This window comes from Nocardia sp. NPDC058658 (assembly GCF_042716665.1).
Classification (GTDB): domain Bacteria; phylum Actinomycetota; class Actinomycetes; order Mycobacteriales; family Mycobacteriaceae; genus Nocardia.
The window spans coordinates 129,468-152,443 of sequence record NZ_JBHXRR010000003.1 but is presented as its reverse complement, the minus strand read 5'-3'; the positions used below and the strand labels follow the sequence as shown (position 1 = coordinate 152,443).

Annotated in this window: 19 protein-coding genes; 5 read left to right on the top strand and 14 right to left on the bottom strand. The window is 68.5% G+C overall.

Features of this window, described 5'->3' with window-relative positions:
- The first annotated feature begins 108 nt into the window (after window positions 1-108).
- From ACFWUP_RS07970 to ACFWUP_RS07960, 3 genes are all read left to right on the top strand, one after another.
- On the top strand, window positions 109-606 hold the full coding sequence (locus ACFWUP_RS07970) for a GNAT family N-acetyltransferase (protein ID WP_379231955.1): 498 nt from the start codon (window positions 109-111) through the stop codon (window positions 604-606).
- A 97-nt stretch (window positions 607-703) separates the two neighbouring features.
- On the top strand, window positions 704-1,093 hold the full coding sequence (locus ACFWUP_RS07965; RefSeq protein WP_379231953.1) for a YciI family protein: 390 nt from the start codon (window positions 704-706) through the stop codon (window positions 1,091-1,093).
- The gene (locus ACFWUP_RS07960) at window positions 1,093-2,334 is read left to right on the top strand and encodes an RNA polymerase sigma factor (protein WP_379231951.1); all 1,242 of its coding nucleotides are present in this window, start codon (window positions 1,093-1,095) and stop codon (window positions 2,332-2,334) included. Before ACFWUP_RS07965 ends, ACFWUP_RS07960 begins: the two co-directional genes overlap by 1 nt.
- A gap of 15 nt (window positions 2,335-2,349) precedes the next feature.
- Here the strand turns inward: ACFWUP_RS07960 and ACFWUP_RS07955 are convergent, their stop codons facing one another.
- The 4 genes from ACFWUP_RS07955 to ACFWUP_RS07940 all read right to left on the bottom strand — a co-directional run bounded on the left by ACFWUP_RS07955 (window position 2,350) and on the right by ACFWUP_RS07940 (window position 7,763).
- Window positions 2,350-4,263 (bottom strand): hypothetical protein, encoded by a 1,914-nt coding sequence (locus ACFWUP_RS07955; protein WP_379231950.1) that lies wholly within the window; start codon window positions 4,261-4,263, stop codon window positions 2,350-2,352.
- The gene (locus ACFWUP_RS07950; RefSeq protein ID WP_379231948.1) at window positions 4,209-5,267 is read right to left on the bottom strand and encodes an AAA family ATPase; all 1,059 of its coding nucleotides are present in this window, start codon (window positions 5,265-5,267) and stop codon (window positions 4,209-4,211) included. Before ACFWUP_RS07950 ends, ACFWUP_RS07955 begins: the two co-directional genes overlap by 55 nt.
- Window positions 5,268-5,420: 153 nt before the next feature.
- Complete coding sequence (locus ACFWUP_RS07945) at window positions 5,421-6,644, bottom strand: aspartate aminotransferase family protein (RefSeq protein WP_379231946.1); 1,224 nt, start codon at window positions 6,642-6,644, stop codon at window positions 5,421-5,423.
- 477 nt (window positions 6,645-7,121) lie between these two features.
- Window positions 7,122-7,763, bottom strand: coding sequence for a Pr6Pr family membrane protein (locus ACFWUP_RS07940; protein ID WP_379231945.1), 642 nt, complete (start codon window positions 7,761-7,763; stop codon window positions 7,122-7,124).
- A gap of 297 nt (window positions 7,764-8,060) precedes the next feature.
- Between ACFWUP_RS07940 and hrpA the strand changes: the two genes are divergently transcribed.
- Complete coding sequence (gene hrpA, locus ACFWUP_RS07935; protein ID WP_379231943.1) at window positions 8,061-12,401, top strand: ATP-dependent RNA helicase HrpA; 4,341 nt, start codon at window positions 8,061-8,063, stop codon at window positions 12,399-12,401.
- A 6-nt stretch (window positions 12,402-12,407) separates the two neighbouring features.
- Here the strand turns inward: hrpA and nrdR are convergent, their stop codons facing one another.
- From nrdR to ACFWUP_RS07920, 3 genes are all read right to left on the bottom strand, one after another.
- On the bottom strand, window positions 12,408-12,878 hold the full coding sequence (gene nrdR / locus ACFWUP_RS07930) for a transcriptional regulator NrdR (protein WP_379231941.1): 471 nt from the start codon (window positions 12,876-12,878) through the stop codon (window positions 12,408-12,410).
- 57 nt (window positions 12,879-12,935) lie between these two features.
- On the bottom strand, window positions 12,936-14,162 hold the full coding sequence (locus ACFWUP_RS07925; RefSeq protein ID WP_379231939.1) for a hypothetical protein: 1,227 nt from the start codon (window positions 14,160-14,162) through the stop codon (window positions 12,936-12,938).
- A 155-nt stretch (window positions 14,163-14,317) separates the two neighbouring features.
- Window positions 14,318-14,797: a hypothetical protein gene (locus tag ACFWUP_RS07920; RefSeq protein WP_379231937.1), complete on the bottom strand. Its 480-nt coding sequence runs from the start codon at window positions 14,795-14,797 to the stop codon at window positions 14,318-14,320.
- A gap of 505 nt (window positions 14,798-15,302) precedes the next feature.
- On the opposite strand from ACFWUP_RS07920, the gene lexA reads away from it, so the two are divergent.
- Window positions 15,303-15,938: a transcriptional repressor LexA gene (lexA, locus tag ACFWUP_RS07915; protein ID WP_379232322.1), complete on the top strand. Its 636-nt coding sequence runs from the start codon at window positions 15,303-15,305 to the stop codon at window positions 15,936-15,938.
- Here the strand turns inward: lexA and ACFWUP_RS07910 are convergent.
- The 7 genes from ACFWUP_RS07910 to ACFWUP_RS07880 form a co-directional block, all read right to left on the bottom strand.
- A complete protein-coding gene (locus ACFWUP_RS07910; protein ID WP_379232320.1) occupies window positions 15,922-16,668 on the bottom strand; it encodes a pirin family protein in 747 nt (248 codons plus the stop codon). The genes lexA and ACFWUP_RS07910 overlap by 17 nt on opposite strands.
- Window positions 16,669-16,770: 102 nt before the next feature.
- A complete protein-coding gene (locus ACFWUP_RS07905; RefSeq protein WP_379231935.1) occupies window positions 16,771-17,664 on the bottom strand; it encodes a lysophospholipid acyltransferase family protein in 894 nt (297 codons plus the stop codon).
- Window positions 17,665-17,761: 97 nt separating this feature from the next.
- Window positions 17,762-19,195: a GTPase HflX gene (gene hflX, locus ACFWUP_RS07900; RefSeq protein WP_379232318.1), complete on the bottom strand. Its 1,434-nt coding sequence runs from the start codon at window positions 19,193-19,195 to the stop codon at window positions 17,762-17,764.
- A gap of 172 nt (window positions 19,196-19,367) precedes the next feature.
- Complete coding sequence (gene dapF / locus ACFWUP_RS07895; RefSeq protein WP_379232316.1) at window positions 19,368-20,249, bottom strand: diaminopimelate epimerase; 882 nt, start codon at window positions 20,247-20,249, stop codon at window positions 19,368-19,370.
- 44 nt (window positions 20,250-20,293) lie between these two features.
- A complete protein-coding gene (locus ACFWUP_RS07890) occupies window positions 20,294-21,130 on the bottom strand; it encodes a TrmH family RNA methyltransferase (RefSeq protein ID WP_379231933.1) in 837 nt (278 codons plus the stop codon).
- On the bottom strand, window positions 21,127-22,065 hold the full coding sequence (miaA, locus tag ACFWUP_RS07885) for a tRNA (adenosine(37)-N6)-dimethylallyltransferase MiaA (protein ID WP_379231931.1): 939 nt from the start codon (window positions 22,063-22,065) through the stop codon (window positions 21,127-21,129). Before miaA ends, ACFWUP_RS07890 begins: the two co-directional genes overlap by 4 nt.
- Window positions 22,062-22,826, bottom strand: coding sequence for a hypothetical protein (locus ACFWUP_RS07880; RefSeq protein WP_379231929.1), 765 nt, complete (start codon window positions 22,824-22,826; stop codon window positions 22,062-22,064). Before ACFWUP_RS07880 ends, miaA begins: the two co-directional genes overlap by 4 nt.
- Between the last annotated feature and the right edge of the window lie 150 nt (window positions 22,827-22,976).

Here is a 22,976-nt window from a genome sequence, read left to right as displayed (position 1 = left end):
CGCGATGCTCCCGGGTTGCTTTTCCGCGGTCGGACATGCCCGCTGACGTTCGCAAAGTCACACTGCCGTCGGTCGACCCGAGTCGACACCGACCCGCAAACTGGACCTATGACCGATAACCGAACCGCCGCGGTCGACCAGCTCCGCATGGTGGCCGATGATCTCTCAGGCACGGAGGTCCGCGCCCTGCTGGCCGCGCACCACGCGGAAATGGCGGACGCCTCCCCCGCCGAAAGCATGCACGCCCTCGACCTCACCGCGTTGCGCGATCCGGCAGTCACCGTGTGGAGCGCGTGGTCCGGCGAGGACCTCGTCGGGTGCGGTGCGCTGAAAGAACTCGACCCCGAACACGCCGAGATCAAGTCCATGCGCACCGCCGACGGGCACACCGGCCGCGGCGTCGCCGCCACCGTGCTCGCCCACCTGATCGCGGTCGGCCGAGAACGCGGCTATCGGCGGCTGAGCCTGGAAACCGGCACCCAGGATCTGTTCGCCCCGGCCCGCCGTCTCTACCTGCGCCACGGCTTCACCGAATGCGAACCCTTCGGCAGCTACTCCCTCGACCCGCTGAGCCAGTTCTTCACCCTGCCACTGGATCGTTGCTGACTCCCCGCGACATGATGTCGACATAGCCGCGCCGACTCCGACGTACCGGGTGAGGATGGGTCGACGGGACGCATCCGCGACGCTGTAGGGAGTCACGATGAAGTACGTGATCATGATCCATTCCAATCCGCAGCCGTGGGGTCACCCGACCGGTGACTACCTGCCCGAATTCCAGGCGCTGCCTGCCGAGCAGCGTGATCGGCTGAACGCGGATTTCGAGGCCTTGCTCGGCGAGCTGCACGAGCGGGGCGAGTTGCTGGGCGGTGAGGCGCTCGGCGCGCCGGAGTCGTCGCGGTTGTATCGGTGGAACGATGCGAAGCCCCTCGTCACCGACGGGCCCTATTCCGAGGCCAAGGAGCATCTGGCCGGGTTCTTCCTCATCGATGTCGAGAGCCGGGCGCGGGCCGAGGAGATCGCCGCGCAGTTCATCGGACCGGGTGAAACCGTGGAACTGCGCCCGACCATGCAGCTGGGCGAACACGACTGATGGACTCGCGAGCGGTCGAGGACGTGTGGCGGCAGGAGGCGCCGCACGTCCTGGCGGCTCTCCTGCGCAGGCACGGCGACCTGGGCGACTGCGAGGACGCGGCCCAGGAAGCGGCGGCCGCGGCGGCTACACAGTGGGCTCGGGACGGGTTGCCCGACAGTCCACGCGGCTGGCTCATCACGGTGGCCTCGCGACGACTGATCGACCGCGCCCGTGCCGACCACGCCCGCGCGGAACGCGAACAGGCGGTCGCGCTCGCCCAGCCCGCCGGCACCTACGTCGCGGCCGCCGCCGACGCAGCATCCGACGACGGCGACGACACCCTGCGACTGCTGCTCCTGTGCTGCCATCCGAGCCTGAGCCGCTCCTCCCAGGTCGCCTTGACCTTGCACGCCGTCGCCGGGCTGAGCACCGCCCAGATCGCCGCCGCCTACCTCGTCCCCGAACGGACGATGACCCAGCGATTGACCAGGGCTCGTTCGACATTGCGTTCGGCCGGTGCGGTTTTCGGGCTACCCGCTGACGCCGATCTACCCGCCCGGATCGTCGCCGTCCTCGATGTCTGCCACCTGATGTTCGCCGAGGGGCACACCCGCTCGGCCGGTGGCACGCTGGTCGAGGAGACCACGGCAGCCGAAGCCATCCGGCTGACCCGCCAACTCCACGCGGCGATTCCCGACCACGACGAAGTCGCCGGCGCCCTGGCGCTGATGCTGCTCACCCATGCCCGCTCCGCGTCCCGGATGCGCGACGGCGACCTGGTGCCACTGGCCGAACAGGACCGCACGCGCTGGGATCAATCGATGATCGCCGAGGGTGTTGGCCTGCTCGAGCGCGTCCTGCCTCGCGGTCACGTCGGCCGGTTCCAATTGCAGGCGGCGATCGCGGCGGTCCACGCGGAGGCTCCCACTTGGGCGAGCACCGACTGGCGTCAGATCACGATCCTCTATGCCATGCTCGACCGCGTTGCCCCCAGCCCGATCGTCACCCTCAACCGCGCGGTCGCCGTCGGTACCGCGTTCGGTCCGAAAGAAGGCCTGGCACTGGCGGATCCGCTACTCGACGACCCGGTGATGGTCCGCCACCATCGCACCCACGCGGTCCGCGCCCATCTGCTCGAACTGATCGGCGACAAACTCGCTGCCCTCGAAAGCTACCGCCGCGCAGCACAACTCACGGCCAGCATTCCCGAACAGCGCTACCTCAACACCCGCATCCGCCGCCTCACCGACACTGCCTGAAGCCTCGCGGCTCGCTCAGCGCAGGCGGAAGACCGGGCCCTTCGGGGTGAACGGGAGCGAGGCGTTCGCGGGGACAAGGAAGGCGTGTTCGCGGCGGATTCGTAGTGCGTCGCACTGGCCGTCGGTGATCACCAGGATCGGGCCTTCGGCGGGGAAGTCGTCGGCGCGTTCGAGCAGGCGGATACCGGGCTGCAGGACCGTGCCGCCGCGCCCGCGGACCCGCACACCGGCGGCGATTTCTTCCACCGGGAGGTAACCGGCGTCGTAGGCGGCGGCGTCGCAGTAGACAACCCTGGCTCGCGGCACGTCTCTGGCCAGCGCGTACGAGGCGATGGCACCGAGCCCTTTGCCGAGCAAGGTCACGTCCATGGAGCCCGAAGTATCGAGGACCACACCGAAAGTCGGTAGGCGCACGTTCTCTTCGGGCCGCACCCATGCCGGGCGCGGGATGTCGGGTGTCGAGGCCTGGCGGCGGGAGGCGCGCGCGTAACTGCGCCGTTTGTCGACGGTGGGGACGTGTTCGTCGAACCACTTGGCCAGTTGCGCGTCCCACGGCAGTGGGGGCTGGTCGAGGGCGCGGATCGCCTGTTCCAGGGCGGCGGGGACGTATCCGCGGCCGCTGTCGGTGTGGTACGCGAGCCCGGTCATCAGCGCGCTGCGGTAGTACTCGTCGAGGTCGATATAGCGGCCCGCGCTGCCGGGGTGTGGCAGCGGTTCGTCGAGGACATCGCCGAGGCCACGGCCGCGCAGGGTGGCGAGTTTGCGCAGTCGGCGCAGGTCGACGGCGATGCGGTCGTAGATCTCTTCGGCCGAACACCCTTTCAGCGCCGGGTCGTAGAGCAATCCTTCGGGCATCTCGCCGACACCCATCTCGACCAACCAACCGTTGACGACGTAGTCGCAGGCGATGTTGAACAGGTAGTGGTCACGCCACTGCGCGCGTTCACCGTGTCGCAGTGCGGCGTGCAGCATTTCGTGTGCGAGGACGAATCGCCACTGTTCCTCGCCGAGTCGGAGCAGCGGATTGACGTAGACCTCGGCGGCTTCGGCATTCACCGCGGCGACCGAAATGTCCCAGCTGCGTGCGAGATCGGCGTCCGCGACAACCGTCATGCCAGCGGCGAGGGCTCCGAGCAGCGGAAACGAGGACACGAACCAGCCGAGCGCACTGTCCCACGGCCCACGGTGACGCAGCACACCGTCGGCGCCGCGTTCCCCACCCGCGGTGGCCAGTGCCGCGCGGGCGGCGTCGGCGATGCCCTTCGCGAATCGGGCGGGCGCATCCACACGTTTCGCCGTCTCGGGCGAGGTGAGCAGGAAATCGGCGATCCCCGCGCGCGCGAACGCGTCCGGCACCGCGGTGTCGCGCCACCGGGCGGCAGCGGCGTGCTCGTCGGTCAGCGCAGGCGTCGGCGGGAAAGCGTCGGGCCTGGTGCCGATCTTCATCGTCGCCAGGTAGGTGTCGACGGCGGCACAGCAGGCGGCTCGATAGGCCGGATGTGGTGCGCGCGCCTCGGGCGAGTTCTCGGTGTCGCTGGAATCGAGGTCGATGATGTTGTCGGGCACCGTGTTTCGCGGGTCGAGGTGGCCGAACCCGGCGTGCAGCAGGCAGTGCGCGAACGCCCACACCCATTCCTGCGCGCTCGCACGACGTTTCGGGTGATAGTGCATGCCGGAGCCGGTCAGGCGCGCCCACACCTCGCGCGGGGTCCGCTCGTCGAGTCGGTACAGATAGGTGGTCACCGGCCCTGTGCTCGACGACCCGGTGATCAGTGGCTGCAATGCCGGATGGTCGCGCACCGACTTCCACCCGTCATCGATCGCCTGTTCCCACGGATCCACGGCAGTGCGGCGCTTGCGGGTGGCGGCCATAGTCAGCGCCGCGCTGCCAGGCGCGGGAGGTCCCGCGAGACCTCGACGAGAAACCACGACGGCAACAGTGGCACCCCGTCGGTGTCCGCGGCGATCACCAGTTGCGCACACTCCACCGAGATCTCGGCGAGTTCTATCAGCAGGGACTTGACACGCAGCACGAAGCGCTGCAGCGCGGGCGAGGTGTGCGCACGGTCGCCAGGGAGTTCCTTGATCAGCCGGGCGCGCATCGTTTCGGACAGGAAGTACAGCAGGTCACGGTCGGCCGGGTCGCGCGGCCATGAGGCATCACCCTTGATGACCGCGTCCAGGTCGTAGGCGTGGCGGATCGTTTTCACGAACGCCCGGAAACCGGAGCTGTGGCCGAGGGTGAGGGTGCCCGCGGCGAGGACCTGCAGGGTCGTGTCGTCGATGTCGTCGCCACAGGAGTGCAGGGCGTCGGAGAGCATGTGCCAGCCGCGCGGCGTGGAGAACGGGGCCTCGGTTTTGGGCGGGGCCGACCACAGGTGATCGGGGCGCTGGGTGAGGTAGCGGATGATCCAGGGGTGAATGTCGTTGGTGGCGGCCCACTTCAGCCAGTCGTCGACATCGGCGCGCAGGTGCAGATGCACCATGCGGTTGACCAGCGCGGATGCCATCGGCCGGGCGAGGGCGTTGTCGGTGGCGCGATTTCCCGCGCCGATCACGACCGAGCCCGCGGGCAGTTCGTAGGTGCCGATCCGGCGATCCAGGATCAGTGAGTAGAACGACTTCTGCACCTCGGGCGCGGCGGCATTGAGCTCGTCGAGGAACAGGCAGTACGGCTCCGGCCGCGCGATCATCTCCGGCGGCGCGAAGCGGCTGCGATCATCGACGATCTGCGGGACCCCGATCAGATCCTCGGGGGCGAGCTGGGTGCCGAGCAGGGTGACACAGTCGAGGCCGAGCGATTCGGCGAAGGTCCGCACCAGGGAGCTCTTGCCGATTCCCGGTGCGCCCCACAGGAATACCGGTCGCACCACCGCGACGTGCAGCAGCAACTCCGGCAGTTGATCCGGTGTCACGGTCACCGATGATTGCACGCAGGTCCTCCCCCTGTTCGATCAGAACAGAGCGAGGCTAGCCCGCACGACTCCGGGCCCGCCAGCGAGTTTCGCCGACAGGCCCGGTGCGTGGATCAGTGCTGCGGCTGGATCAGTCGAGCGCTCGAACGCTCGAGCAGATCAGTGTCCGAATCAGCCGAGAGCGCGGGCGAATCCGTCCGCCAGCTCAGCTACCTGGGCGTCGGTCATGACGAACGACGGCGAGATCTGCATGGCGCCCGCACCGGCGGCGCGGCCCGAGATGCCGTGTTCGCGAAGGGTTTTCACCAGCGCGGGGCCCTCGGAGGGGTCGGCCAGCTGGACGGCCGCCACCGCACCGAGGCCGCTGCGGACCTCCGCGACGCGGGGGTGGTCGGCCAGCGGGGCCAGGGCGGTGTGGAGGGTGGATTCGAGGCGGGCGGCTTCCTCGAGGAGTCCTTCGCGTTCGACGATGGCGAGGTTGGCCAGGGCCGCGGCGGCCGCACCGGCGTGGCCGCCGTAGGTGTAGCCGTGGCGGAACCAGGTGCCGCCCGCGTAGAAGGGTTCGGCGATGTGGGGGGCGATGAAAACCGCGCCCATCGGGAGGTAGCCGGAGGTGAGGCCCTTGGCGGTGGTCATCAGGTCGGGCCGCAGGTCGAAGCGGGTGGAGGCGAACCAGGAGCCGCCGATGCGCCCGAAACCGGTGACGACCTCGTCGGCGACGAACAGGATGTCGTGGTCGCGGCAGATCTGACGGACCTCGGCCAGGTAACCCTGCGGCGGCAGGTACACCCCGCCCGCGCCGATGATCGGTTCGCAGAACAACGCGGCGATCTTCTCGGCACCAACCTCTTCGATGAGGGCGAGCAGCGACTTGGCGTCGTTCCATTCGACGGTGCGGGTGTCCTCGACCAGCACGCCGTAGCCCTCTTTGTTCGGCGTCAGGCCGCCGAGCGCGGTGCTCGCGTAGTGCATGCCGTGGTAGGCCAGTCGGCGTCCGACCAGGATCTTCTTGTCGGGGCGGCCCTGCTCGTGCCAGTAGCGCCGGGCCAGCTTGGCCGCGGTCTCCACCGAGTCCGAACCACCGGAGGTGAAGAAGATCTTGCTGCCGGGAACGGGCGCGATCGACGACAGTTTCTCGGCGAGTTCCTGGGTGGGGGCTTCGGTGAGATCGCCGAAGTTGGAGTAGTGCGCGATGGTGCGCAGCTGGTCGGCGACCGCGTCGGCGATCTCGCCACGACCGTGGCCGACATTGGCGAACCACAGCCCGGCGGTGGCGTCGAGGTACCGCTTACCCGCGGTGTCGAAGACGTAGGCGCCCTCGCCGCGAGCCACAACGAACGCACCGTCACGATTGACGGCACCCATATCGGCGAATCCATGCCAGAGCGCATTCATGGGTCCACATTTACCCCACTCGGGCTACGGCGCGCGCATCGGGCCCACCGCTGTCTCACAGCGTGTCTGAAAACCGGGTGGTTTCAGACACCGCCCTTCTCGGGCGTCGTCGGTTCACGCCACCAGTGTGGCGTGGACCTCGGTTCCCGCGTCAACCGGGACGGTTTCACCGGCACACGTAGGGTGTCGGTCAGCGCCTTCCCGTCGGCGGACTTTGGTAACCCGGCCTCCTGCCCCGGCATGCCGTGTGAGCACGACAGTCTGATCGACCGTGGGGTCGAGGCAGTACCGGAATGTGGTGTGGCGGCTCATCATCGACGAGTGTGACACAGGGCACCGACATCAATTTCCGCGAACTCGCTGTGTCTATCCCCTCGGAGTCGTCGGCGCCATTCCGTTGAGACCTGGGGGCAGGCTCACGCTGTTGCTCGAAGGCTCGGAAGGGGTCGACCCATCACGGAGTTCTCAAACACGCTCTCAACCTTCGGACTTGCGTTCACGCCATCGGGCGGGCAGGTCGCCCAGCGAGGCCATGGCCACCGCGAGCACGACGAACACCACCAGCAACACCACCAGCCCGATCGCGAGCGACACATAGCCCTGAACGCGTGGGTCGATGAAGGGGTAGGGGTACCAGTCGACCATCGGGCCGCGGATCAGGCTGTAGACGCCGTAGGCGACCGGGAAGATCAGCCACAGGCCGACCAGTTCCGGGGTGGGGCGCAGGCGTTTCGCCATGGCGACGAACAGCCAGTCCAGGAGCAGGACCAGCGGGACGATGCGGTGCAGGACGTCGTTGATCCACTTGTCGGTGAGCATCACGTCGACGTCGGCCAGCAGGATGGCGTAGACGACCATCGTGATCAGCATGTAGAGGGTGACGGCGCCGCGGAAGGTCTGCCAGCGTTGGCTCTGTGGGGCGAGGGTGCCGCCGACGAGGAGCACGATCACCGACAGGACATTGGATTCGATGGTGAAGTAGCTCAGGTAGTTGGTGAGCGAGAAGGTCGCCGAATCGATGTTGCGGATCGGGATCCACACCAGGGCGAGAATCCCGAGCAACCCGAACGCGATCCGGTACGCCCTGATCCACCACGCCGTTCGTACCGATGTGCTCATGCTGCTCCCTTTCCGAACACTCGGACGCCGGCCGCGGTGACTCCTGTGCGCGTCGATCGCTTCGGCCTGCTGCGCGGTGACACTTCCACACGTCGGCGGCTCATGCCCGGATCTTCGCACGGCCCGACCCTGCTGACCAGGAGTTCAGGCTCGCACACCTTGTCGCGTCACGGGCAGCTGTGCGGACTCGCGGACCTCGACGGCCACGCGACACGGTGTGTCCTTGGTCTCCGCGAGAGCCCAAGGCAGCCGCACCGGGAAAAACCGGTAGCGCCCTTCGCTAGGCTGGTAGCCGCAATGACCAGGACATCCAGCACCGGAACCCGCGCCCTTCGCGATCGTTTGGCGGAGGTCTCGCTGCGCGACGAACATCGGCTCCGGCGCAAGCTCGACCGTGCGCGCCCCGACGACCTGCCCGCTCTCGAGGCCGAGATCGCCACCGCCGAGACCCGCGTGGACAATCGTCGCGCGGCGCTGCCGCGGATCACCTACCCCGAACAACTCCCGGTCTCCGCGCGCCGCGACGACATCGCCGCCGCCATCGCCGCCAACCAGGTCGTGATCGTGGCCGGTGAGACCGGTTCCGGCAAGACCACCCAGATCCCGAAGATCTGCCTCGAACTCGGTCGCGGCATTCGCGGCACCATCGGCCACACCCAGCCGCGCAGGCTCGCCGCGCGCACGGTGGCCGAGCGCATCGCCGAGGAACTGGGCACCGAACTGGGTGACGTGGTCGGCTATACGGTCCGCTTCACCGATCACGCGTCGGATCGCACGCTGGTCAAGCTCATGACCGACGGCATTCTGCTCGCCGAGATCCAGCGCGACCGGATGCTGCGCCGCTACGACACGATCATCATCGACGAGGCGCACGAACGCAGCCTCAATATCGACTTCCTGCTCGGCTACCTGAAGCAATTGCTGCCGCGGCGGCCCGATCTCAAGGTGATCATCACCTCGGCGACGATCGACCCGGAGCTGTTCGCCCGCCACTTCGCCGATGCGCAGGGCAAACCGGCGCCGATCGTGGAGGTGTCAGGGCGGTCGTATCCGGTGGAGTTGCGGTATCGGCCGCTGTCGCTGGAACTGCCGGGCGTCGACGACGACGAGGACACGCGCGTTGTCGACCGCGATCCCACCGACGCCATCGCCGACGGAGTCGTGGAACTGTTCGCCGAGGGCGACGGTGACGTGCTGGTGTTCCTGTCGGGCGAACGCGAGATCCGCGATACCGCCGACGCGCTGCGCGACCTGAAACTGCCCCGCACCGAGATCGTGCCGCTGTACGCGCGCTTGTCGGCGGCCGAGCAGCACAAGGTGTTCGCGCCGCATACCGGTCGCCGGGTGGTGCTGGCCACCAATGTCGCCGAGACCTCGCTGACCGTTCCTGGCATCCGCTACGTCATCGACCCTGGTACGGCCCGTATTTCGCGGTATTCGATGCGCACGAAGGTGCAGCGGCTGCCGATCGAGGAGGTTTCGCAGGCCTCCGCGCGACAGCGGTCCGGGCGCTGTGGTCGTGTCGCGGACGGTATCTGTATCCGGCTGTATTCCGAGGATGATTTCGAGGCGCGGCCGGCGTTCACCGAACCGGAGATCCTGCGCACCAACCTCGCCGCGGTCATTCTGCAGATGACGGCGCTGGGGCTGGGCGATATCGAGAGCTTCCCGTTCGTGGAGGCCCCCGATCGTCGCGCGATTCGCGACGGCATCGCACTGCTCGAGGAACTCGGTGCGCTGGCGCACGGGAGTTCGAAAACCATTGACGCCGAAGCGGATTCGGGTGGTCATCTCACGCTGACCCCGATCGGCCGGGAGATGGCCCAGCTGCCGGTGGATCCGCGGATGGCGCGGATGCTGGTGGAAGCGCAGCGCAACGGGTGTCTCGACGAGGTGTTGATCATTGTGGCGGCGCTGTCGATTCAGGATGTGCGCGAACGGCCCGTCGAACATCAGCAGGCCGCCGACACCCAGCATGCTCGGTTCGTGGTCGAGGGCTCGGATTTCCTGGCGTATCTGCGGCTGTGGGATTACCTGACCGAACAGCGGAAGTCGCTGTCTTCCAACCAGTTCCGGCGGATGTGCCGGGACGAGTTCCTGCACTATCTGCGGATCAGGGAGTGGCAGGACCTGCACGGCCAGTTACGCACGATCGCGCGCGGGATGGGCTGGAACGACGCGGGTGCGGGTCGCGGACAAGCGAATTCCGAGACCACTGGGCTCAGTGAGTCGGTCGGTTCCCGGCGCACCGGCGCTACCGACCGCTCGGCCGACGGTATCGGCGGCAATCGCGGACGCCGCGGTCGTGGACGCGGCAATTCCGCACGCCCGGCGGCCGCGTCGAGTACGGACTCGGTTGACATCCACAGCGCATCCGACGTGACGGACGCCGAGGACACCGGCTCGCACCAGACGCCCGACCGCTCTCGACGCAACGGCGGCAACGGCGGCAACGGCGGCAACGGCGGCAACGGCGGCAACGGCGGCAACGGCGGCAACGGCGGCAACGGCAAGCGTGGACAGCACGCGGCGGTTGCGAAAGCTGGTGGCGGGTCGCCGGATTCGGCTGACGACGACGCTATGCCGTGGCCGAGCACGCAGATCCATCAGTCGCTGCTGGCAGGCATGCTCTCGCATATCGGTGTGCGCGAGGCGGAGTCCCGGGAGTTCCTCGGGGCGCGCAATGCGAAGTTCATGATCTTCCCCGGGTCGTCGCTGGCCAAGAAGGCACCGCGCTGGGTGATGGCGGCGGAGCTGGTGGAGACCTCGCGGTTGTGGGGGCGGATCGCGGCGAAGGTGGAGCCGGAATGGGCCGAGCGCCTCGCCGGTGATCTGGTGAAACGTACCTATTCGGAACCACATTGGTCGGCCAAGCGTGGTTCGGCGCGCGCCTATGAGCGGGCCACGCTGTACGGGGTGCCGTTGGTGACCGGGCGGCCGGTGGACTTCGGACGGATCGACCCGGAGCTGTCGCGGGAGCTGTTCATCCGCCACGCCCTCGTCCAGGGGGAATGGCAGACGCGGCACGGGTTCTTCGCCCGCAACCGCGCCCTGATCGACGATGTCGCCGACCTCGAGCACCGCGCCCGACGGCGCGACATCCTCGTCGATGACGAAGTGCTGTTCGAGTTCTACGACAAGCGTGTGCCCGCCGACATCGTGTCGGTGCGCCATTTCGACAGCTGGTGGCGCAAGGCCGAACGCAAAGACCCTGCTCTGCTGGACTTCTCGACCGAGACCGTGGTCAATGCCGGTGTCGCCGCACTCGACCCGACCGACTTCCCCGACGCCTGGCGGCAGGGTGAACTCAGCTTCCCGCTGACCTACCAGTTCGAGCCGGGCCAGGACGACGACGGCGTCACCGCCCGCATCCCGGTGGAGCAGCTCGCGCATGTGCGGGCGGTCGGGTTCGACTGGCTGGTGCCGGGCATGCGCGAGGAACTGGCGGCCGCGTTCATCAAGACCCTCCCGAAAACGTTGCGGCGCGCGGTTGTTCCCGCACCCGACTTCGCGGCGGCCGCCCTGCGCGCGCTGACTCCGCGCGCCGAACCTCTGCGCACGGGGCTCTCGCGAGAACTGTCCCGGCTGGGGTCGGTCACCATCAGCGCCGACGATCTTCCCGCCACCGCGCTGCCGGATCACTTGCGGATGACTTTCGCCGCAGTCGACCAGCAGGGCAAGGTGCTCGCCAAGAGCAAGAGTCTGCAGCAGCTGAAAGCACAACTGGCCGAACAGGTTTCGGCCTCGGTCGCGCGGGCCACCGCTGGTGCCGAGCGCGCGCCCGCGATGGTGTGGACCTCGGAATCGCTCGGCTCGGTCGCACCGACGGTGAGTCGCGAGGTCGCCGGACAAACGGTGACCGGCTACCCGGCACTGGTTCCCGAGGGCGAAGGTGTGGCGGTGCGCGTGCTCAGCTCACCCGCCGAGCAGGCGGCCGCGATGCGCGCAGGTGTGCGCACGCTGCTACTCGCCGCGATCCCCACCTCGACCCGCGCGGTCACCGCCGGGCTGCCCGCCCGCGATCGGCTGGCCCTGAGCCAGAACCCCGATGGCTCCCTGGACAAGCTGGTCGAGGACTGCCGGGTCGCCGCCGCCGACGAACTCATCGCCAAGGCAGGCGGTCCGGTTCGCACACCGGCGGAGTTCGACAAGCTGGTCGCGGCTGTTCGACCGCAGCTGTCCACGGTGGTCGTCGCGCTGATCCGGGCGGTAGTGCCGGTTCTCGCCGCGGCACAGCAGGCACGTTCGGCGCTGTCGGACACCGTGGAGAAAGACATCGCCGACGATGTCCGCCAGCAGCTCGACGACCTGCTGTTCCCCGGTTTCGTCGCCGAGTGGGGGCGGGTGCGGCTGCGTGAGCTCCCCCGCTACCTGCTCGCCGCAGCGCAGCGGGTGGAATCGCTGCCCGGTTCAGCGGTGCGTGACCGGCAGGCGATGGTCGAGGTGGACCGGATGCTCGCCGCCTACGACAAGCTCGTCAGCGCGCTACCGCCCGGCCGCAAGAACGCCCGCGACGTCACCGAGATCTGGTGGATGATCGAGGAACTGCGCGTCAGCCTGTTCGCCCAGAAGCTGGGCACGCCTTATCCCGTGTCAGCCAAACGCATCGAGAAGGCCATCGGCTCGATCCGACGCTGAGACTGCTCAGTCGGCCGCGGCGACGGCGGCCGCGCGAGCCGCCCGCATCTCGGTGATCTCGCGTTCGAAATCGGCTGCGCTGGTGAAGGATCGGTAGACCGAGGCGAAGCGCAGGTAGGCCACCTCGTCGAGGTCGCGCAGGGGGCCCAGGATGGCGAGGCCGACCTCGTGGCTCGGAACCTCGGGAGAACCCTTGGCGCGCACCGCGTCTTCGACCTGCTGGGCCAGGAGGTTCAGGGCGTCGTCGTCGACTTCGCGGCCCTGGCAGGCGCGGCGCACACCGACGATCACCTTTTCCCGGCTGAACGGCTCGGTCACGCCACTGCGCTTGACCACCGACAGGATCGCGGTCTCGACCGTGGTGAACCGGCGCCCACAGCTCGGGCAGGAACGACGGCGACGGATCGCGGTGCCCTCCTCGGCTTCCCGCGAGTCGACGACGCGCGAGTCGGGGTGTCGGCAGTACGGGCAATGCATCCGAGGATTCCTTCGTCGATGCGCATTTCTATTCCATGGCTCTTGACAGGATACCGCTCAGGATGACACAACCTGCCACTGCGTAGTCAGGTCCGCGAGGACGGCGGGCAACCGGGTCAGCAGTCGGCCACGGTCGAGCTTGGCGGCGAACGGCTCGCGATACACCGTCGCCGACCGCGCGGTATCGGCGGCGAGCTCGAGGTGGCGGGGCAGCAGGTCGGCGGCGAGGTAGTCCCAGCGGGTGTCGCGGTCGGCCCAGTTGAACGCGGGCAGCGGCATCCGCAACCCCAGCGGGCGACCGGCGGCGACCGGCGACCACACCGTGACCGGGGCATACACGCCGGGCGCGCGGGTGCCGGGAACTGCGGGTTTGCCGGCGACCGTCGTGACATAGGTGAGCACCCGGCCCATCCCGTCGCGACCGTTCGCGGTCACATCCCACTGGTCGGCGACGATCTCGTTCTGTTCCCGATCGGCCATGGCGGTCAGCGCGTCGACGCGGCCCGCTTCGGTACCGCCGTCGATCCCCCGCCATGCCGCCCGCATGCGGTCGCCGATCACGCCGGCCGCATACATCTCGTCGATGGCTGCCATGCCCTCGGCGAGGTAGGCCTCGTGCATCGAGACCAGGTCGATGAAGATGTGCTTTTGCATGGTGATCAGCCGCGTCTGATACCAGGCCAGATCGGCGGCGGTCAGGCGTGGGCCGAGGGTCGCCAGGGCGGTGATGTCGGCGGGGACACCGGTGAGCAGTTCGGGCGGGGTGGCGCGGAGCAGGTCGGCGACCGTGTTGCCGAGTTGGTGGATGCCACCGACCGAGACGATGTCGCCGACATCGCCGACGTCGAAGAAGCCCGCGGCGAAGGAGGCGCCCGCGATGCCTGCCATGCCTGCCCAGTAGAGGTCGGAGCGGGTCGCGGCGAGGCGGAAGTAGTTCACGTACACCTGGTTGAAGGTGGCGGAGTTGGCGGCGGCGCCGCGCTCGGGCACCCACGCTTCGAGGTCGATGGCGGCGTTGTCGGTGGCCACGACGAGCCAATACTGGTGCAACAGGGTCGCGTACCGCGTCGGGTCGATGTCGTCGGCGCGTGCCTGGGTGAGTGCGTCGAGCAGGGGCGGCTGCGTCGAGGGAAGGTCCGGGTGTAGCCCGCCGCCGTATTCGCCGGCACCGTTGAGCGCGGGCAGGTCGAGGTATTCGGTATACGCGGGAGTCGCGTGCGCGGCGGGTGCCAGCAGGGCGCCGAGCACCACGCAGAGCAGTAGTGCGATCGAGCTGCGGCGCACCGAGACCTCGCCTCCGGGGTTGGCGTCGAGGCCCCCGCCCCGTCTCAGGCCACCGTAGCAACGTGTTCTAGTTTTGGGGTGCGATTCGTCGATACCGGCCACTGCGCACGCCGACCGACACTTCCCGAAAACGTTTGCGCACAGCTATTTTCAGCTCATCGGCCGGATTCGAACTGGGAGCCGGACGGGATACCCGCCTGCTCCGAGATTCCGGGGACGGTCGAGTCGACATGGTCGACGAAACTGCCCGCGCGTACGTGCGCGAGCCCGAGGAAAGCCACGACGATCAGCGCGGTCACCAGCGCCGTCACAGCTAAAGCGGCGAAGCCGACCTTGGCCTGTTCGACCCGGTGCAGCGGATGCACACCCTGCACACGGCCGACGCGCACCGGACCTCGGGCGTAGAGCGAGAGTTCGCTGTACGGCGCGCGGTGCTGCGGGCCGCGATCGGCCGACGGGCGAACGACCTCACGGGTTCGGCGCGCCGGTTCACTGCGGGGCACAGTCGCGAAAGCGAGATCGAGTTCGGCGTCGGTGAGTTCGATCCGCCGGGCGACGCGCACGATCTCGGCGGGTTCGCAGGCGGACCGACCGGGGGCGTTCAGCACCCCGGATCGGACGATACTGCGCGTCACATCCGCGATTCGACGGGACGAATCAGGGCTTGCGACGGTTGAGGTTTCGACCGGCCGCTGTTCGACGGCCGCGGGCTGAGAAGCCGGCCGGACCAAGGCGAAAGGCCGTGGGGCGCGGGCGGTCCGGCATCGGCGGAGCAGCGGCTCTGGGGCCGCGGCGGGGTCGAAGGAACGCAGGGCGCTGGTTGCTGTGCTCATCGGAAGAACCTCCGGGGTGGTGTGCTCCGCTGCTGCGAGAAAGTACTGGTGAGGCGACTACGCCTCGCGTTGTTCGAACACCTGTGCGACGAACTGATGTTCGATTTCTACCAGATTCCAGCGCGACTGTCAGCACGAAACGCCCGACATGCTCGAACAGATGTTTGATAGTTCGGCGTGGCCCGACTAGCCTCGAGATGGCGAATTCGACAACTCAGAAGGGCGGGACACGGTGACCCACACAGACGACACGGGTGACGAAAGCGGCACCGGCACCGTCACATCGGGATCCGGAACGGATCTCACCGTGCGTCAACGCACGGTCCTCGATGTCATCCGGTCCTCGGTGACCGAACGGGGCTATCCGCCCAGCATCCGCGAGATCGGCGACGCGGTCGGTCTCACCTCCACCTCCTCGGTGGCCCATCAGCTGCGCGCCCTCGAACGCAAGGGGTATCTACGCCGCGATCCGAATCGACCGCGCGCGGTGAACGTCCGCGGGCTCGACGAGGCGGTGCGCTCGGTCACGACGCTGCCCCAGCCCGACGAGGCCGACCCGAATCGCCCGACACCGACCTTCGTGCCGGTCCTGGGCCGGATCGCCGCCGGTGGCCCGATCCTGGCCGAACAGGCCGTGGAGGACGTGTTCCCGTTGCCGCGTGAGCTCGTCGGCGAGGGTTCGCTGTTCCTGCTCAAGGTCGTCGGCCAGTCGATGGTCGACGCGGCCATCTGCGACGGCGACTTCGTGGTGGTGCGTCAGCAGAACGTCGCCGAGGGTGGTGACATCGTCGCCGCGATGATCGACGGCGAAGCCACGGTGAAGACCTTCAAGCGCATCGGCAAGGACGTGTGGCTGATGCCGCACAACCCGCACTTCGAGCCGATCCCCGGCAACGACGCGCAAATCCTGGGCAAGGTCGTCACCGTCATCCGCAAGATCTAGCGGTCGCGGTCATCTCCCAGATCAGCAGCTCGGCGGCGGTCACGGCGGTGACGCGGTGGCCGCCGGTCGCGGTCAGGCGCACGGCATCGCCCTGTTCGAGGGTGCCGGAGCCCTCGTAGTCGACCGTGCCACGGGCAACGAAGACGTGGCCGTAGGGTGCGTCGGGGACCGTGATCGATTGACCGGGATCCAGTCGTGCGACGTGGAAGGCGGCATGGCGGTTGCCGATGCCGATCGCCGCCTCGCCGCGATGACGTGACATGCCGGATGCCACCAGGACCAGGGTGTTGCGGGCGAGTTCGCCCTCGATGTCGAGTTCCTGGTAACTCGGGGCGGCACCGATGGTGTCCGGCGGGATCCACATCTGTACGACGTGCAGGCGCTCGCGCTCCCGGTAGCCCGCCCCATTGCGCTCCGAATGCAGGATGCCCGTCCCCGCGCTCATCCGCTGGGCGAGGCCGGGGCGGATCAGGCCCGCGTGACCGGCCGAATCCTGGTGCACCACAGTGCCTTCCAGCACCCAGGTGAGGATCTCGGTATCGCGATGCTGGTGGGTGTCGAATCCCTCGCCGGGGTCGACGATGTCCTCGTTGTGCACGAGCAGCAGTCCGTGCGCGTGGTCCTCGAGCACGAAATTGCCGGTGACCGGGAACGACTGCCGCGAGTCGAGCCATTCGTTGCGCCAACGCCTGCGGTCGGCGCCGGGCATTACCTGCACCAGTTCCGTCATCGTCACCCTCTCATCATCCGGACCTCGGTCCGTATAATTGGGTAACGGAATCGGCGCCGCGGGCATTCCGTGACGCCGATCCAGCCGATCAGCGAGTGCCCGTCACCAGGGCAGGGCGTTGCGCAGGCGACCGACCAGGGTGCGGCCGGTGTCGCGTTCGCGTTCGTTGAACAGGAACTGCAGTTCTTCTTCGAGGCCCTTGCGCACCACGTCGCGCAGGTCGGCGGCGGCGCCGTCGAGGTCGTCGGCTTCCATCCACGGGGTGGGGTCGATGGGGGCGCCTGCGGAGAAGTAGAAGCGCTCCGGGCGGGGCAGCGGGGTGGGGCCGATGCCCTTGACCAGCGGCGGGCTCAGTTCGGGATTGATACCGAGCAGCCGGCAGGTCCAGCGCAACGGGGACATCACCGCGTGCTGGCCGTCGAAGACGATGTCGTAGGCGTCGTCGATGCCGATCATCGCCAGCGGCACGATCGGCACGCCCGCCTGGATCGCCATCCGCGCGAAACCGGTGCGGCCCTCCCACTTGAGTTCGTACTTCTCGCCCTTGCGGCGGATCGCCTCACGGCCACCGCCGGGGAACACCACCACCGCTTCGCCGCGTTCGAGCAGCGCCAGGCAGTTCGAACGGGTGCCGCGGACGGCGCCGAAGTGGTGCAGGAAGTCCCGCACGACGGGCACCATCAGCACGTGTTCGGCCAGACCGCGCACCAGCCTGCCGCGCTCGCGTAGGATCTCCGGCATGATCAGCGGGGCGTCGATCCCGCCGAGCAGATTGTGGTTGGCCACGATCAGCACCGGACCGTCGGCTGGAATGTTGTCCAGGCCGTAGAACTTCGGGCTGGTCCACGCCCGCAGCGGCGCGAGCACCGCCTCGAAGGCGCGGATGTCCCATTCGCTGGGCGCCGGGTTCAGCGGCGCACCGTCGGAAAGAACAGGGCCGCCGTCGGCAACCCTGTTCTCCGTCACATTTTCCGTACGTTGATGGTCGTTCGACATAACACCCTCCTGCTGTCGATATTCGACCATAGCGTCCGAAAATGCCTGTGTCGCATCAACAATTGTCCGCTATCGGCGGGCAAATCAGCAGAAAAGATCAGCTGTGCGCCGGTTCGGCGGGGCCGGAGTGGGCGTATTCGGACAGGGCCGCCGCCAAGGCGTGCGGCACCCGCGCGCGCACCCGCGTACCGCCCTCCTCGTGGTCGGCGGTGACGATCCGGCCGTCGGCGTGGATGCGGGCCAGCAGGTCGCCGCGGCTGTAGGGCAGCAGCACGCTGATGTCGACATCGAGTCCGCCGAGCACCTCCGACAGCCGCTCGCGCAGTTCCTCCACGCCCGCACCGGTGTGCGCGGAGACGAAGGCCGCGTTGGGCAGCATGCCGCGCAACCGGGTGAGCTCGTTCGGGTCGGCGGCGTCGATCTTGTTGACCACCAGCAGTTCCGGCGGCGCCTGCGTGCCCTGCTCCTTGATCACGTCGGTGATCACCTCGCGCACCGCCCTGATCTGCTCGAGCGGGAGCGGGTCGGCGCCGTCGACGACGTGCAGCAGCAGGTCGGCGCCGGTGACCTCTTCGAGGGTGGAGCGGAAGGCCTCGACCAGCTGGGTCGGCAGGTGGCGGACGAAGCCGACGGTATCGGTGAACACCATCTCGCGACCGTCGTCGAGGGCGGCCCGGCGGGTGGTCGGGTCGAGGGTGGCGAACAGCGCGTCCTGCACGAGCAGGCCCGCGCCGGTGAGCGAGTTCATCAGGCTGGACTTGCCCGCGTTGGTGTAGCCGACGATCGCGATCGAGGGCACACCGCTTTCGCTGCGGCGTGCGCGCATGGTGTCGCGAGCGGTTTTCATCTCCCGGATCTCGCGGCGCAGCTTGGCCATCCGCTCGCGGATGCGGCGACGGTCGGTTTCGATCTTGGTCTCACCGGGACCACGCGTACCGACACCGCCACCGGCGCCGCCCGCGCGACCACCGGCCTGACGCGACATCGACTCACCCCAACCACGCAGGCGCGGCAGCATGTATTCCATCTGCGCGAGCGCGACCTGGGCCTTGCCCTCGCGGGAGGTGGCGTGCTGGGCGAAGATGTCGAGGATCAGCGCGGTGCGGTCGATGACCTTCACCTTCACGACCTTCTCCAGCGCGGTGAGCTGCGCGGGGGTGAGTTCACCGTCGCAGATCACGGTGTCGGCGCCGGTGTCGAGGACGATCGTGCGCAGTTCCTCGGCCTTGCCGGAACCGATGTAGGTGGCCGAGTCGGGCTTGTCGCGGCGCTGGATCAGCGCCTCGAGGACTTCCGAGCCCGCCGTCTCGGCGAGTGCGGCCAACTCGACCATGCTCGCGTCGGCCTGGGCGGAGCTGCCGGTGGTCCAGACACCGACCAGCACCACGCGCTCGAGGCGCAGCTGGCGGTACTCGACCTCGGTGATGTCGGTGAGCTCGGTGGACAGCCCGGCGACGCGGCGCAGCGAGGAGCGCTCGTCGAGCTGCATCTCACCCTTGGTCGGTTCGGCCGCCCAACCGGGCTGTCTCATGCGGGCCGCGTGGCGGGCCAGCGCATCGTCGACGTCACCGCGCTCGGCGGCGACGTCGGGATCGGCCGCGTGGTTCTGCTCGGCCGATGTGGATTCTGTGGGTTCTACTGGTTTCGTCATACGTTCTCCATGCTGCCACGTCGGGGTGACAGCGTGCACGCGGTTATCGGTCCTACTGCGCGTCCCACCAGTCCCGCGACAGTGTTCCCGAGGCCAACAGCACCGAGGGACCACGCATCCAGGCCCTGCCCTGCACGATCGTGACGCGGACCTGACCGCCCGGCACCCGCACGGTGACCTCGCCGGTTTCGGTGGCGACCGACACACCCGCGGCAGTGAGTGCGGCGGCTGCGGTGGCGACGGTTCCGGTGCCGCAGGAACGGGTTTCGCCGACGCCGCGTTCGTAGACGCGCATGTCGACTGCGTTGTCGGCGTCGAGCGGGGTAAGGATTTCGACGTTCACACCGTGGGGGAAGAGGTCGGGGTCGAAGCCGGGTGACACGGTGAGGTCGAGTTTGGCGAGCGCCTCGGCGGTCAGGCTCTCGTCGACGCAGGCCAGGTGCGGATTGCCGACATCGATGCCGACACCGGCCAGCGCCCAGCCTGCCAGGGTGGCGGTGGAGGGGCCGAGTTCGCGAACGATGCCCATGTCCACGGTGACTTCGCCGGCGGTCCGGCCTGCCGCGTGCACGACCACCGGCCGGGCGCCCGCGCGGCTGCCGATGACGTACTCGGTGCGCGTTTCCAGGCCGTTGGCGTTGAGGTAGTGCGCAAAGACCCGGATGCCGTTGCCGCACATCTCGGCGATCGACCCGTCGGCGTTGCGGTAGTCCATGAACCAGTCATCGGCGCCGACACCGTCGGGCAGCACCTCGAGAACACCGGCGGCCAGCAGCGCACCCGCCTTCGCGACGCGCAGCACACCGTCGGCGCCGAGGCCACGCTGCCGGTCGCACAGTGCAGCGACGCGGTCGGCGGTCAGATCGAGGCGCACCTCGAGGTCGGGCAGCACCACGAAGTCGTTCTGCGTGCCGTGGCCCTTACTGAATTCGATGTCGGACACGCTCACCATTGTCCTCTGCGCCGCAGTCGGGTCCACTACCGGGCGAACGTGCGTCGCTGCCGGGCGATCTCGTAGAGGCTGATCGCCCCCGCCGAGGGCGCGCCCAGCGAGCTGGCGGTGCCGCCCATCGGGATGGTGACCAGGTCGTCGCAGGCCTCGGCCCAGGCCGAGCTCATGCCGGTGGTCTCGTTGCCGACGACCAGGATGGTGGCCTCGGTGAAGTCGTGGTCGTAGATGGTGCTCGGCGCGTGTTCGTCGGTGCCGACGATCCGGGTGGGGATGCCACGCGCCACCTGGCGGTCCCGAAATTCGAGAACCTGACCGGGGCCCGCCGCGCGCAGCACCGGCATGGCGAACAGGGAACCGGTGGAGGCGCGCACGGCTTGCGGGTCGAACTGGTCGGCGCCGTGACCGGTGACGATCACCCCGGACGCACCGAACGCGTCGGCCGAGCGGATCAGGGTGCCGAGGTTGCCGGGCGAGTTCGGGCGGTCGAACACGACGACGACCGGCGCGTCCTCCCCCGGTTCGCCGGGCTCGTAATCGGCCAGATCCGGCTGCTGCGACACCGCGACTGCCACGATCTCCGGCGCGCTCGCCGTCTTCTCCCCCAGCTCGGCCATGAGCTCCGGCACGAGACCGACCTGCGGCACGTCGGCGGTGTCGAGGATCTCGCGTGCCCAACTCGACAGTTCGGGGCCGCCGAGCCGGTACAGCAACGTTTCCAGGGGCCAGTCGTTGGCGACCGCCTGGGTGATCGGGCGCACGCCCTGCACGAGGAACCTGCCGTCACGAGACCGTTTGCTCCGGTTGTTGAGGTAGGCCTCCCACACCTGGACCGAGGCGTTGCGGGTACTCACTCGTCGCGTCACTGCGCTGTTGATCCTGTCTGTTCGGTGTTCGCTTCGCGGAGCTTGCCGAGCGCGGTCGCGGCGAGCGCGGGGTCGGCGCCGTCGAGCCAGGACACCCGGGGATCGCGGCGGAACCACGACCGCTGTCTGCGCACGTAGCGGCGGGTGCCGATCAGCGTGCGTTCGCGGGCGTGGTCGAGGTCGTATTCGCCGTCGAGGTAGGCCAGGACTTGGGCGTAACCGATTGCGCGGCGGGCGGTTTGGCCCTCGCGTAGGCCTACGGCCAGGAGTCCGCGGACCTCGTCGACCAGGCCGGTGTCGAACATGAGCGCGGTGCGCAGTTCGATGCGGGCGTCCAGGGCGGCGGTCTCGCGGTCGACGCCGAGGATCGCGGTGTTCCAGCGAGGGGTGCCGATGGTCGGGGCCGAAGCGGCGAACGGGCGTCCCGTCAGTTCGACGACCTCGAGCGCGCGCACCATGCGCCGTCCGTCGGTGGGCAGGATGGTGGCAGCGGCGACCGGGTCGGCTTTTTGCAGTGCCGCATGCAGTGCGCCCACGCCGCTTTCGTCGAGGAGTGCTTCCCAGCGGGCACGGATCTCGGGATCGGTGGCGGGGAAATCCCACTCGTCGAGCAGGGCCTGCACGTACATCATCGAGCCACCCACGATGACCGGGGTTTTCCCGCGCGCCATGATGTCCTCGACGATGGTGCGGGCCGAGTTCTGATAGGCGGCGACGGTGGCGGTTTCGGTGACATCCAGGACGTCGAGAAGGTGGTGGGCGATGCCGCGACGCTGGTCGGGCGGCAGTTTCGCGGTGCCGACATCCATCCCGCGATAGAGCTGCATCGCATCGATATTGACGATCTCGCCGTCGAGTTCCTGCGCCAGATCGAGGGCGAGATCGGACTTTCCGGTGGCGGTGGGACCGACGACCGCGATCGGTCTGGGAATCACTGGTCACCGTCCTCGGGTTGCCACACACTCACGTCATAACCGACGCCATAGGGTGCGCCTTGGTACAGCGTACGTACCCGCGGATCGGCCGAATCCGCCGCGAACAGCCCGCCGAGCACCTGGTAGGCGGCCCGCCCGTCGACGAGCAGTTCCGCGCACAACGGCGGGTCGAGCGCGGCCAATCCGGCCCGTGAACCTGCGTGCAAGGCGGCATCGATATCGTGCTGAACTGCGGGGGCCCGTTCGTCGAGGTAGCCCGGTGCCTTGACCGTCAAAGTGGCGGCACCATCCGCGACAACGAGTACCGCGCACGCCTCCCGCTCACTATCGAGCTCGGCTCGCAGTGCCGCGCCCGCCTCGGCGCACTCGGCGGCCGACGTATCGGCCGCGTACAGCCGGGCCTGCACCGAGATCCCCGGCGCGACCCGCTCCCGCAACCATCCGGCGACCAGTACCGGAAGCGGAAGCTGGGCGTCTGCTGGACCGGGATCGTCGCCCACCGGGCCGAGCCCGACGACGACATCGGCACCGAACCCACGAAACGTCCCCCGGGTCCCGGAACCGTAGATCCGGTCATGGCTGTCGACCCCGATGACGATCCACCGGTCGGCGGACGCGGCAAGGGTGGCCGCGGCGTCGAGAGCGGCCGCGCGCAGCACCACGATCGGATCGTCGGGATCGCTGCCGGACACCGGGACTCGCCCACACAGTTCGGGCACCAGCATCGGCGGCGACGGGACCAGGGCCGCTATCGAGAACACGCGGTAACCGTAGCGGCAGCGCGGGTACGCGCCGCATCCGGCGCGGCGCGGGCACGCGGGGACTCTGCGAGTGTCCGGCGTCGGGTTGCTCGCCGAGATTGCTAGTGTTTTCAGGTGCGACTACCCACGTCGTCCGGGACGAAATCCCAG